Genomic DNA, 13,015 nt, shown 5'->3' with positions numbered 1-13,015 from the left:
TCTCCTTTTCTAGTCTGAATTCTTAAATCGGGCATTTCCTCTTTCTTTTTTGATATACTTATAGAAAGAATACGATTTTGTTAGGAGGATTAAGCTTGTTTATTCGTCAGGAAAGCTTCTATTCCTTTAGAAAGAACTACCCTATTATTTTTGGTTTATTAGTAATCCATTTAGCCTTATTTGTATGGATGAATTTTCTTCCTGGAGGCTCTCTTGTTAGAAATCTTGGGATTGGCTATAACTTGGCTGTAGCCAATGGTGAATGGTGGAGACTGATTACACCTATTTTCATGCATTTAACGATTGGGCATGTTGTATTTAACTCTTTCTCTCTCGTTATCTTTGGTCCTGCCTTAGAACAAATGCTAGGCAAATTCCGCTTCATCATTTTCTATCTCGGAACAGGTGTCATCGCAAATATCGCTACTTATTATCTAGGAGGCTTGAGTTACCCTCCTCATTTAGGTGCATCTGGTGCTATCTTCGGTTTATTCGGGATGTTTGTCTACCTTGTCTTATTTAGAAAAGATTTAATTGACCAGGCAAACTCACAGCTTGTGATGACTATTCTTATTATTGGCCTTGTAATGACATTTGTAAATTCTAATATTAACGTATTAGCGCACCTGTTTGGCTTACTCGGCGGTGCAGCACTTGCTCCTTTATTTTTAACTGGAGTGAAGCCTTATCATATGTATCAGCATGTCCACGACACGAGCGAGCCAACCTTTAATCCGAACCGTTGGCAAAAAAAGAGAAGAAATCAAAAGCTTTTTAAGAACGTGTTTTGGATTGTCCTCGCTTTACTCGTATTATATGGCATATTCAATAGATAAGCAGATAAAAACCCTCCAATCTTATAACGAATTGGAGGGTTCATCTTTATTTCTTTAAGCCTTCTAAAAAAGTATTTACATTATGTTTCATCATATCTACATACGTTTCTGCCCCGCTGCCGTCAGCCCCGATCGCATCTGTGTAAACCTCACCGGCAATCTCTACACCAGCATTACTAGAGACAGTATCCATAAAACGGCTGTCAATCGTTGTTTCTAAGAAGACTGCTGGAATCTCTTTTTCTTGAATTAAATCTACTACTCGAGAAATTTGACCCGGAGTTCCCTCTTCATGAGAATTCAATTCCCAGATTCCAATTGTTTCATACCCATAGGCTGCACCAAAGTATTTAAACGCATTTTCACTTATTACAATGGTTCGTTTATCTTCTGGAATTTCTTCTGATTCTTCACTAATCCATTCATCTAGTTCAGTTAATTCCTGAATATAGGCTTCAGCATTAGCCTCATACGCCTCAGCATTATCAGGATCTCTTTCCATTAAATCATCACGAATAGTTTCTACATAAGCTATCACATTTTTAACATCTAACCATGCATGGGGGTCATCCTCATCCGTACCATCCACTGGAATTACATCAATCCCATCAGAAACTGTAACAATTTCAGCATCACCAGCATTCGCAACCAAACGCTCTAGCCACTCCTCAAGGCCTAAACCATTCACATAAAAGACAGAGGAATCACTGGCCTTCTGAAAATCACTCGGAATAGGTTCATATCCATGAGGTTCTTCGCCGATAGGTACCAAGTACTCAACAGCAGCAAGATCCCCGGTCACATTCTTTGTAATATCAGCTAAGATCGAAAAGCTCGTAACAACCTTCAACTCGCCAGTTTCTTCATTTTTACCATTTCCTCCACACGCTGCAACAAATAGACTCATCAATAAAACAACTAAAGCAAAAAACCACTTACGCACTCTCATCATCCTTTCTCTATTTTTACTCTCACTAAAAAAGTTGTGTACAGGCAAAAAATAGCGCAAAAAAATAGCTGCTTTTCTTCACCGAGGAAAACTGTTTTGTCTTAGGGCAACTTTATTTTGTCACACTTTTATAAAAATGTCTAGTCTTTGGAGACAGCTTCTACTGTACTTTATTGATTGTATGATTAAGCCGCCCTTTATGTTCCTTTATTAACTCCTATATAAAATATTTCTATGTAAGATCCCTTGAAAATAGTATGTATATAACAAAAAAATAAACCATTTTTCACTATGAACAAAAATGGTTTATATCGGTTATTAAGTTTGTGATCTGATAAGGATATGCCTCTTGTTGGATATAATCTGTATTTTGCAAGCTGGTATATCTTTTGCCGCTTATAATATCGATAACTTCGAGAGTTAAATCACCTTCGTCACAAACTTTTAACCCAATCTTTCTTAAATCCTGTAAATATACAGGGACTATTTGCGAATCTACTTGAACAACTATCTTTTTCAGAATGAACTTCCCATCTTCATCTGTAATCAGGGAAAGATCGTTTCCAATTCCAGCGATTTGAACTTGACCACCGACTTCCGTTAATGTGTAGATTAAGTGGTCAACTAAAACAGCTAAGATTTCAATATACTGTTTTGTAGTAGCAAATAAACCTTTATTAAGGTCTCTTTTATATGTAGTAATCAATTTCAACAATGTAACCACGTGACGTTCTTCAACTGGTTGGAGACAATACTCTCTAACAATTTTATTCACTACTTTTTGAATGCTGTTTAATAAACGATGAGACAATTTATATTCCGAATATATCAGTTGAAGGTTCGCATTCACCATCTTTATTCCACCTCACTTTTCATTATTTAAATGGACATTGACTCTCTTTATTACACTCATAATTACATCGCCCAATCGACTGATAAATAGAACACCAAGAACGTTTCGCGTAACAAATCGGAATGTTTTGTTCAGCAGCCTTTTTCTTCAGTACAGAAGTTAAATTATGATTAATAAAATCGGTAAGAACTAATATAAGGTCAATATGAGATGGAATTTCTTTCTTTACCATCTGCGCCTTTCTCCCATCTACATGTGTAATCTGTTTAAAACCCAACCCTTCTAGTTTCTGAGGAATACTCCCAAGACGATCCGCTCCGACTATTAATAAAGAAGACATATATTACACTCCTTCGTTGATAATTATTCTCACTTTATTTTAAATGAAAAAGATTCTCATTGTCAATTAAATTTTCAGTCAAATAAAAAAGAGGTTCCCTTTTCAGGACCCCTTCGAAGTTAGTAAGGTAATCGTTAATACTTTTTAAGCAAATAGCGCAAAGGAATGATAGAAACGATAACAATAAGCAAAGCCGCGGGTGCCGCCATATGGTAAATGGCTTCGCTTGTCTCTACCCAAATACGTACTGCAAGTGTATCAAACCCAGGAGGTCTGAGTAATAAAGTAGCCGGAAGCTCTTTAATACTGCTTACAAATACGAGTGCACCCCCTGCCAGGATACCAGGCAGAATAGATGGAATAATTACTTTGATCATGACCTTCCAAGGAGGCTGGCCCAGGCTTCTCGCTGCCTCGTCTATCCGTGGAGAAATGAGGCTGAGCGAAGCATCTGTTGACTGCATTGCCTGTGGTAAAAACCGAATCACAAAAGCAATGGCCACCAAATAAAATGTATTATAAAGCATAGGTATATACTGATTAAAAATAAAGATGATTCCAAGTGCTACAATGACTCCAGGTAACGCATAACCTGCATAGCTCATCTTTTCAATAATAGCAGATACTTTGGAAGGATACCTAGAGCGCAAGTAAACTACTGGCAGAGCTAAGATCATACAAATGAGAGCTGCCATACCAGAAACCTTCACACTATTCCATGCATATCCCCAGAATCTTGAATCCAATGCCCCTGCCCCAAGGCCAAGAACCGACCAATAAACGAGGACAATAACCGGCAAGATAACTGAGATGAAGAAAATTGTGCTTACAAATATAAGCGCTGGCCATTTCCATTTTCCAAGACTTAAAATGTCAGGCTCTTTAAATGTATTACTTGTTTGATAATACGATTGTTTCTTCTTAGTTCTGGATTCAATCCACAAAATAACTAGTGTAAGGACAATTAATACCACACTTAAAACCGTAGCTGAAACATTATCATAACTTCCCATTTGGTAGTAAATAGCTGCTGTAAATGTTGTATACCGCATCATCGCAATCGCACCGAAATCTGACAGCACATATAAAGCAATTAGGATAGCTCCAGCACCAATTGCGGGACGAAGAAATGGAATGTTCACTTTCCAAAAAATTTGTGAAGTCGTCATTCCTTGTGACCTTGCCACTTCTTCATAGTTACGGTTCATTTTTCTAAGTGAAGCGCTGGCAATTAAAAATACATATGGATAGGTGAATAAGGTAAGAACCGCAAATACCCCCCAAAACGAATAAACATTAATTGGGTATTCACCGAATACATTCAGCAGCCACTCGTTCTCACGCCACTCTCTCCATAGCCATCCCCTAGGCCCAAATACAATAATATAAGTAACAGCCCCTACGTATGGCGGTATAACTAAAGGAAGAGCAAGCAGCCACTGCCACATTTTCCTCCCGGGCAGACTTGTACGATTAACAATCCATGCCAGCAACACGCCGATTGAGACCGCAAATAAAGTAACCATAAAGGTTAAAGACATCGTATTCCAAATTAACTGAGGAATGCGTGAATCCAGTAAGCGCATCCACCTGTCTGTACCAGCAAATAATGATCTCCATACGACATAAAAGACTGGTATGGCCATTAATAAACCGGTTAACGCTGCAAATGTAAATAAAACCCCGCCTGGCCTGCTTCCTCGATTCCTATTGAACCGGATCCCTTTAAATAAACGGCGAGAGGTTGGAGACATATCGTCTCCAACCTGAGGGGTTTTACTATTATTTTTTTCGTTATCTAGGTGCTGACTCATGACGTCACATCTCCCACTCGCCCAATAATTATCTCTTACAGGTCTAGGTCAAGACCAGCTTGTTCAATAAGTTCACGTGTATCTTCCCACACTTCGCCTAATTGACTTAGTGGCATATCGTGTGTTTTATAATCTGAGATTGTTGCTGCACCTTCCACAGCTTCAATTTCTGGATTAATTGGAACCTCAAGTGACTCATATGAGAATTCACGTTGATTCTCTTCTTCTAAAATCCAATCAAGGAATACTTGAGCACTTTGAGCATTTGGAGCATCCTTCACAAGTCCGACTCCTGCTGCGTTCACAACAGCTCCCATTTCTCCCTCACCCTGATCTGGGTAAATAACTCCAACGTTGTTATCAGTAGGCTCTTGAAGCTGTTGGTGATAGTAGTAGTTGTTTACTAGACCAAATGTAAACTCACCAGCCCCGACCGCACGACGGATATCTCCATGACCTTCAAGGATAGCTCCTGCATTATCTTTTACATCTGCAATCCACTCTTTAGTTTTCTCATCGCCCCACTCATTACGAAGCGCTGATACATGGCCAATCATTCCGCCATTTCCTCCGCGAGTAATAGCGAACTCACCTTGCCATTTAGGATCTGTTAGTTCCTCGATAGATTTCGGCATTTCTTCTTCTGTAATTAGATCTTTATTATACATCAAAACTCGTGTACGTGCTGATAAAGCGAACCAAGAATTATCATCTGCACGATAGTTTTCATCGATTGATTCAATTCCTTCAGGATCAGACCCTTCTAAAAGTCCCTCAAGACGAAGGTTTTCAAGCGCACCGATATCGTTTGAAATAAAAATATCAGCTTGTGTGTTTCCAGCTTCACCTTTAATTCTGCTTACTGCATTATCTCCGGCATGAAGCGGCTTAACTTCAATTCCTGTATCCGCTGTAAATTTCTCTAAAAGAGCATTTACGAAGTTTTCATTACGAGATGAGTAAACAACTAACTCACCAGTTTCTTCTAAGGCAGCTTCCTCATTTGTTTCATCATTTGCTTCATCCGTAGATTCTTCTGTATTTTCTTCACTTGCAGGCGCCTCTTCAGCTGGCTCTTCAGTAGAACCACATGCAGCTACTACAAATAAAGATAGTGCTAACAGTGAAAACAATAATACTTTTAAGGCCTTATTCATGTTTGTTCCTCCTAAACTCTCTATGTATTTCAGCTAATGATTTTCATTCTCATTCGCTCTCACAAGTCATACTATACTGCTACTGATAATCATTGTCAATGTATTTTTCAATTTTTGAAACAATTATTAAAAATAGTACACTATAAATAAAAAAGCCCTCAAAATTTGAGGGCTTTTTTTATGCTTCTACCAGGGCAACTAACTCTGGTTTAATATCAAATGACACAACAGACCCAACCTCAATCTCTTGCTCTACAGGGGCATAGACAATCATCGGCTCATTTGTTACATGATCATCACCAAGCCGCACTTCAAGCTCTTGATACTCACCACTGTAAGTAACACGCTCCACTCGGCCCGAATAACGTCCGTCTTCTACTAAACGGCACCCCTCAGGTCGAATCGAAACGCGGACATCTTCAAGAATTTGATTGGATGCTGAGGGCAGACAAACACGTCCAATATGCGTTTCTACATGCTTCATATCCTCACAAAGCGTGCCTGTTAATAAGTTAGTTTTTCCAACAAATTGCGCAACAAAACAGTTTTTTGGACAACGGTACATATCACGAGGAGATGCAATTTGTTGGATCACACCTTGATTCATGACAACAACACGATCCGACACCGCAAACGCATCTTTTTGATCATGCGTTACAATAATCGCAGTAGTATTAGCTTTTCTTAGAATAGCTGTTACATCATACCGCATTCTTTCACGCAAACCAGCATCTAGATTACTAAATGGTTCATCCATTAGAACAACATTCGGCCGCGGAGCAAGAGCACGCGCAAGAGCTACACGTTGCTGCTGTCCTCCCGAGAGTTCATTAGGAAAACGCTTAGCATAATCAGCTAAACCAACCAGCTCTAGTACTTCTTTAGCACGCTTCTTTTTATTAAGGGTACTCCATTTATTCAATCCAAACGTTACGTTTTTTTCGATTGTTAAGTGTGGGAATAGTGCATAATCTTGGAACACCATTCCAATCCCTCTTTTTTCCGGTGGTAAATATGAACGGTCGTCAAAGACAACTTTATCGTCAATACGAATAGACCCGTTTGATGGCTGTTCAAATCCTGCAATCATACGAAGCGTTGTGGTCTTCCCGCACCCACTCGGACCAAGCAGAGTAATAATTTCACCCTTTTCAATCGAAAGGTCAATATGATTAACTGCTGGACTTCCAGCTTTAGAATACGTCTTTGTTAAGTTTTGAAGGTGGATAAAGCTCATTATGTAGTCCCCCTCAGACTCTTCTTTGAGAATGAATTTCAATCTAGATTAATAATAGCATAGCTTATTTTCAAGCGTCAATGTAAAACCCACCAAGAAAAGCATTACTTTCAATATTTTTAGTAATTTCAAAATTCTTATAGGGTTGTTTCACCTATCTCCTGAAGGGAATATAAATAAACACTGTAAATAACTCCAAAGCAGTGTTTTACATCATTACGCTTTTTTTGTAAAGTATATAAGGTGTGGAAGTGAGGTGGATGCATTGGTTGCAAATATGACTGAAGACCAATTACTTGTATTAGTGATTAAATATGTTAAAGAAGCGAAACGATCAGCACTCCAACAGTTATTAGAGGAGCTGCACCCATATGATGTGGCCCAATTATATCGAGGCCTTCCTGAGAAGCATCATCACAAGTTTCTAACATTTTTAACATCTGACCAAATAGCTGATTTAATTCAGGAATTAGAGTATGAAATGCAAATTGAAATTTTACACAAACTTGGAATTGAACGTTCCTCAAAAGTTATGAACTTGATGGATAATGATGACCTTGCTGACTTACTGAACGAATTATCAGCAGACAAAATCCAAGAGTTCTTGGAGGTCATGAGAAAAGAAGATTCTCAAAAAATCCGCTCTCTAATGAGTTATCCAGCTGACACAGCAGGCGGATTAATGAATAATCAGTTCGTATGGATTCATGTGAACCAAACAGTGAGGCAAGCTGTTAATAAACTTAAAGAATATGCCAGTTTCTCAGAAAACATTTATTATTTATATGTTATTAATGAGGAAAAAAAACTGGTAGGAGTGGTTTCTTACCGAGATCTGTTAATTGCAGATGAAGATGATCGTATTGAGGATATCATGTTCAGCCGAGTTGTCTCTGTATCAGTCGAGGCTGACCAAGAAGAAGTTGCCCAAACAATTGAACGTTATGATTTTATTGCTGTTCCTGTTGTGGATGCACAAAATACGTTACTTGGGATTATTACTGTCGATGATGCTATCGATATCGTGATCAGAGAAGCCAATGAAGACATAGAAAAGCTATCAGCTTCCGGTAAAGATATTGACTTCAACACAAAAGCAACAACCGCTTCCTTTAGACGCCTCCCATGGCTTATCTTGTTATTATTTATTGGTTTATTATCTGGCAGTATTATTAGTGGTTTTGAGGAAACTCTAGACCAAGTCGTGGCACTGATCTTTTTTATGCCAATGATTGCAGGCATGACTGGTAATACCGGAACTCAATCGCTAGCGGTTGTTGTTCGTGGTATCGTTACAAGCGATGTAGACCGTAAAACAGTCTTTAAATTGATCTTTCGTGAGCTAAGAGTTGGAATAATTATCGGTTTAACTTGCGGAGCACTCATTTTATTAGTAGCTACCCTATGGATAGGAAGTCTAACATTAGGGATCGTTGTAGGAAGTTCCTTGTTAATCACGTTGATTGTCGGTACATTGGCAGGAACCGTTATTCCTCTGATGTTATATCGTTTTGGAGTAGACCCGGCGGTTGCTTCAGGTCCTCTCATCACTACAATTAACGATATCTTTTCCTTAATGATTTATTTTGGAATTGCTACAGCATTCTTATCTCAACTGCAGCATTTATAATTTTTATTGAAACAGCCTCGTTTATGTTGAGGCTGTTTTTTTCGACAAATTGCCAGGGAAATAACTCGAAGATTGATGAGAAATAAACAAAAATGGATCTAACCTCATGTTAGACCCATTCAAATTATGTTGTAAGAAAATGACCGATTACCCAATATAGAATTCCATACAACGCTGTAATTGACGCAATAATAATAAATAAGGCTTTGTTTGAAAGTTTCATGATGGTCACCCTTCATACTTATTCTTTTCGTAGTATACCTTATTTAGACTAGTTTGTTACTGAAATTTTTTTGAACAATGAAACCATATCAAATAAAACAGCCCTTCAAATCCTCATACTAAGATTTGAAGGGCTTTATTTTCCTTATATACGTTCCTGCATCGTGTATGCTCTTGTGTAGATATGCTCAATGTCCGCATCTGTCATCACCATTAATTTACGCTCAGTCATCCCCTCTACCTTTGTTAGAAACTGAATCATATTTTCGCGTTCTTGTCTGCTCATATTAACCACCCTTTCTGTATTAATACATCTTCATTTATTTTTTATTATTATATAACAGAAGATTCGAAATGGTCAATCATTTCTTTCAATTTTTTTAATATGATTAGAAAGCCCTTTTTAAAAAGAAAAAACCTTGCTGAATAACAAGGTTGAAGTTCATTTCATAATCAGCACTGGGCAGGAGGCTTTTTTCATTACCTTGTGACTGACACTGCCAAGAACCATTTGCTGAAGCGGATTTAGTCCTCTGCATCCAATAACGATTAAATCTGCGTTGGTTGTTCTAGCAAAGCCTATAATTACTTGAACAGGCTCTCCTCTAAGGATCTTTATTTCATAATTAATCTTTTCTTTTTTCGCTATTTCACAAATAGCAGTTAACCTCTCCTTGCGCTTTTCGGATATGCCAAGTGTATCCCAATTTTGCAGTACGTCTGCCTTAGAAGTCGAACTATCGACTGCATAAACAACAAATACCTTCGTATCTCTCCCTTTAGCAAGTTCAATTGTCTTCTCAATTGCTTTCATAGAGTGCCAAGAACCATCAGCTGCTACTACAATTTGTTTGAACATAAGCTTCCCCCTCTTACTTACTATCAAACACTCTGCAAAATAAATGGAGTCTTTTATTATACGAGCGGATATCACAAAGTGGCACTAATTTATAAAATAAAGCACCCTAGGAATTGATACTAGGATGCTTTAGACAATATTTTTATTGATTTAATTTATGTGCAACTTTAGCTAACCTTGCGCCTAAGCGCTTCGCCATTGTAATATCTCTCTCATCTGGCAAGGCAGATCCATCCGGCCCTGAAATAGTAGATGCTCCATAAGGACTTCCGCCAATACCATCAGTTGTTAGCTGCTCGGGATTCTCACCATATGGAAGGCCTACAAAAATCATTCCGAAATGAAGCATAGGAATAAGGGACGTAATTACCGTAGTCTCTTGTCCGCCATGTACAGAACCTGTACTTGTAAAGATCGATGTTGCTTTACCCTCTAATTCCCCGTTAGCCCATAGACCGCCGGCTGAATCAAGAAATTGTTTCATTTGAGCTGGCATCGAGCCATACCTTGTTGGTACACCCCAAGCTATACCATCAGCCCATTTAAGATCATCATGCGTTGCTTCTGCTACTTGACCTTGTTCTTCTTGAGCTGATACGTAGGGGTCCTGACTAGACATCGCCTCCTTAACCGCATCAAATTCAGGTATTTTTACAAGCTTTACTTCTGTGCCTTCTACTTCTTCTGCTCCTTTTGCTACTGCTTTAGCCATTTCATAAATATGTCCATATGCACTGTAGTATGGTACAAGAATCTTCGCCATTGTTGAACACTCCCATTAACTAACTTTTTTAAAGTAACTATACATTTTATATTATTTCAATCATTTTTAATTGTCAATTAATTCCCCTTGGTTTCTTATCTATACCACTTGTTTGTGGTAAACTAAACCTATTATTGAGGTCAACGTTCTTGAGGTGAACATTATGGATTATAGTAAAATGTGTCCTAAATACGAGCATGCAGCAGAATTATTAGGAAAGAAGTGGACTGGCTTAATTATACGGGTGCTGCTTGATGGTCCTAAACGCTTTAAAGAAATCAAAAAACAAATACCATATATGAGTGATCGAATTTTAACAGAACGGATGAAAGAGCTAGAACAGCTCGAGATTATTTCGAGAAATGTTTACCCAGAGACACCAGTTAGGATTGAGTATGAGTTAACTGAAAAAGGATTAGATTTAGAACCAGTTATTCACTCTATTCAAACTTGGGGAGAAAAATGGATGTAGGGAAGCAATATAAGATTGCTTTCCTATTTCTAATCCGACTCTTTTGTCGATTTCATAAAAGAAAAAATAACATCCGTTCTAGGATCTCATTTTTTCTCTTCTTTTATTTCTTTAAGCCTTGCATAAACAATGAGAACATTAATGATACCCACTCTGATAAATCAATGTCTTCCTTTTTATCAGAAATATGTAAATGTGTTCTTTGAAGAGTGATCAATTGAAAGATATAGCTTGTTTTGACACTGGATGGAATATCCTCCCTGAGATCACAAGCTTGCTCAGCGATAAGAACGTACTTATTGATTCCATCAAGCAGCAATTCTTTTTCCTTCATTATTTTCAGCAATCTCTCATCATCATCTTGAAACGCGGCCTGTAACTCCCCTGTCAATTCTAAAATTAAGTGGATCTGTGCATAATCCATCAAAATAGCTATAACCTTTTTCAATTGTTGTTCTGCAGGTAATTCGCTAGAGATCTGCTCCATTCTTTGAGTAATTAAATTCATTACTCTTAACATATACTCACATACCAAATCTTCTTTATTCGAAAAATACTCATAGATTGTACTTCTTCCTACTCCTAACCGACCTGATATCAGCCGAAAGTTCAATCGATCATACCCTATTTCTAATAGCAGTTCCTCTGTTACTTTCATTAACTCTTGAAGATCTATTATTTTTTTCCTCGCCATCCTACTCTTCACCCTTTATTCGTTACTATTTAAACTCACAAAAAAGAACTATACCATTATTAACTTTTCTACTAATAATACCCTATACATAGTATTATAATCCTAAGACTTTGTACTGTAAATTTTTAGATTTTTCTTTTACTAAAAACCACTGCATAAGGATGGATTTTTTGTGAGTAGGAATGACCCTCGTCCTATCGGCACATGACGAAAAGGCGGGAAACTGGTATTCTTATAATAAGGAAGTATTTCGATTATCGAAGAGCTAATGTCATCTATCAAAAGAAAAGGGTGAGAATATGGATATACATACAATTGGAAAAAATATAAAGTTTTATCGCACCCTAAAGGGCCTTACTCAAAATGATCTAGCAGAAGGTATTTGTACCCAAGCACAGATCAGTAATATCGAAGCTGGAAAATTCATCCCGCTTTCAACCACCTTGTTTGAGATATCCAGGCGCCTTGGAGTAGATATGACTCACTTCTTTCATGAAGCATCAAACCCCCGGTACGATTACATTCAAGACTTTATACAAGATGTAAGAAAACAAACCGTCAACCGAAATTATAAAGAGGTATATGAACTTATTCTGGCAGAAGAGAAAAATCCTCTATTTGAAAGTGTAGATTTAAAACAATTTATCCTTTGGCATAAAGGACTCTCACTGGCCTATATTAGTACGAATTATGAAGAAGCCCTTAAAATGCTTTTTAACGCACTTAATTTAACCTATAAAGGAAAAGACGGCTATTCTCAGGAAGAAATTCAAATTTTAAATGCGATCGGCATTGTCTATGATTTAAGCGGCAAGCCAGAAACATCGGTCGAAATATATGAGAGAGCGATCCATGGTACTTCTACCATTCCGCAATTAAACCCAAGAATAAAAGTTAGAGTATATTATAATTATGCCAAAGCCGTAAAAAGCCTTGGCGACTTCGCTAAATCGATTGAACTGAGTGAAAAAGGGATTCAGCTTTGTATTGAGAATGAGCTGCTCTACTTACTTGGAGAGTGCTTGTACCAAAAAGGTTACTGCCTCTTATTAACGAACCAATATAAACAAGGTGAAAAACATATCAACGATGCCATTCATTTATTTAACATTGAGGGAAAAAAGCGATTGGCTGAAATTGCAGATAAACAAAAAAAGGAAGCAATAGGATAACCCTATTGCTTCTTTTT

The 13,015-nt window shown here is 37.7% G+C and carries 14 protein-coding genes; 4 read left to right on the top strand and 10 right to left on the bottom strand.

All coding sequences use genetic code 11. The features are described 5' to 3' along the window. The first annotated feature begins 95 nt into the window (after positions 1-95). A complete protein-coding gene (locus PQ478_RS01315) occupies positions 96-836 on the top strand; it encodes a rhomboid family intramembrane serine protease (RefSeq protein WP_012957252.1) in 741 nt (246 codons plus the stop codon). A 46-nt stretch (positions 837-882) separates the two neighbouring features. On the opposite strand, the gene PQ478_RS01310 is transcribed toward PQ478_RS01315, so the two are convergent. The 6 genes from PQ478_RS01310 to PQ478_RS01285 all read right to left on the bottom strand — a co-directional run bounded on the left by PQ478_RS01310 (position 883) and on the right by PQ478_RS01285 (position 7,186). Next, a complete protein-coding gene (locus PQ478_RS01310) occupies positions 883-1,779 on the bottom strand; it encodes a metal ABC transporter solute-binding protein, Zn/Mn family (RefSeq protein WP_435521066.1) in 897 nt (298 codons plus the stop codon). Between the two features lie 295 nt (positions 1,780-2,074). Beyond that, entirely contained in the window at positions 2,075-2,638 is a 564-nt protein-coding gene (locus PQ478_RS01305) for a hypothetical protein (protein WP_289235587.1), read from the bottom strand. Between the two features lie 22 nt (positions 2,639-2,660). Continuing rightward, positions 2,661-2,978: a DUF2325 domain-containing protein gene (locus PQ478_RS01300; protein ID WP_289235586.1), complete on the bottom strand. Its 318-nt coding sequence runs from the start codon at positions 2,976-2,978 to the stop codon at positions 2,661-2,663. A gap of 134 nt (positions 2,979-3,112) precedes the next feature. Further along, positions 3,113-4,792 (bottom strand): ABC transporter permease, encoded by a 1,680-nt coding sequence (locus tag PQ478_RS01295; RefSeq protein ID WP_075683764.1) that lies wholly within the window; start codon positions 4,790-4,792, stop codon positions 3,113-3,115. 35 nt (positions 4,793-4,827) lie between these two features. After that, a complete protein-coding gene (locus tag PQ478_RS01290; protein WP_289235585.1) occupies positions 4,828-5,949 on the bottom strand; it encodes an extracellular solute-binding protein in 1,122 nt (373 codons plus the stop codon). Between the two features lie 178 nt (positions 5,950-6,127). Then, on the bottom strand, positions 6,128-7,186 hold the full coding sequence (locus PQ478_RS01285; RefSeq protein WP_289235584.1) for an ABC transporter ATP-binding protein: 1,059 nt from the start codon (positions 7,184-7,186) through the stop codon (positions 6,128-6,130). A gap of 265 nt (positions 7,187-7,451) precedes the next feature. On the opposite strand from PQ478_RS01285, the gene mgtE reads away from it, so the two are divergent. Then, positions 7,452-8,816, top strand: a complete 1,365-nt coding sequence (mgtE, locus tag PQ478_RS01280) for a magnesium transporter (protein ID WP_139314734.1) — start codon at positions 7,452-7,454, stop codon at positions 8,814-8,816. 367 nt (positions 8,817-9,183) lie between these two features. Here mgtE and PQ478_RS01275 read toward each other — a convergent pair whose 3' ends face one another. From PQ478_RS01275 to wrbA, 3 genes are all read right to left on the bottom strand, one after another. Continuing rightward, positions 9,184-9,324: a BH0509 family protein gene (locus PQ478_RS01275; RefSeq protein ID WP_012957243.1), complete on the bottom strand. Its 141-nt coding sequence runs from the start codon at positions 9,322-9,324 to the stop codon at positions 9,184-9,186. 156 nt (positions 9,325-9,480) lie between these two features. Continuing rightward, positions 9,481-9,897 carry a universal stress protein gene (locus PQ478_RS01270; RefSeq protein WP_012957242.1) on the bottom strand — a complete coding sequence of 139 codons (417 nt, stop codon included), beginning with the start codon at positions 9,895-9,897 and terminating at the stop codon, positions 9,481-9,483. A gap of 142 nt (positions 9,898-10,039) precedes the next feature. Further along, entirely contained in the window at positions 10,040-10,660 is a 621-nt protein-coding gene (gene wrbA / locus PQ478_RS01265; RefSeq protein WP_289235583.1) for an NAD(P)H:quinone oxidoreductase, read from the bottom strand. Between the two features lie 163 nt (positions 10,661-10,823). On the opposite strand from wrbA, the gene PQ478_RS01260 reads away from it, so the two are divergent. Next, the gene (locus PQ478_RS01260) at positions 10,824-11,132 is read left to right on the top strand and encodes a winged helix-turn-helix transcriptional regulator (RefSeq protein ID WP_012957240.1); all 309 of its coding nucleotides are present in this window, start codon (positions 10,824-10,826) and stop codon (positions 11,130-11,132) included. A gap of 103 nt (positions 11,133-11,235) precedes the next feature. Here the strand turns inward: PQ478_RS01260 and PQ478_RS01255 are convergent, their stop codons facing one another. Further along, the gene (locus tag PQ478_RS01255; RefSeq protein WP_289235582.1) at positions 11,236-11,826 is read right to left on the bottom strand and encodes a TetR/AcrR family transcriptional regulator; all 591 of its coding nucleotides are present in this window, start codon (positions 11,824-11,826) and stop codon (positions 11,236-11,238) included. Between the two features lie 299 nt (positions 11,827-12,125). On the opposite strand from PQ478_RS01255, the gene PQ478_RS01250 reads away from it, so the two are divergent. Then, positions 12,126-12,998 (top strand): helix-turn-helix domain-containing protein, encoded by an 873-nt coding sequence (locus PQ478_RS01250; RefSeq protein ID WP_289235581.1) that lies wholly within the window; start codon positions 12,126-12,128, stop codon positions 12,996-12,998. Positions 12,999-13,015 lie beyond the last annotated feature (17 nt).

The organism is Alkalihalophilus pseudofirmus (assembly GCF_029094545.1).
Taxonomy (GTDB): Bacteria; Bacillota; Bacilli; order Bacillales; family Bacillaceae_D; genus Alkalihalophilus; species Alkalihalophilus pseudofirmus.
The sequence above is the reverse complement of the archived record's forward strand: the minus strand, read 5'-3'. Positions and strand labels throughout refer to the sequence as shown.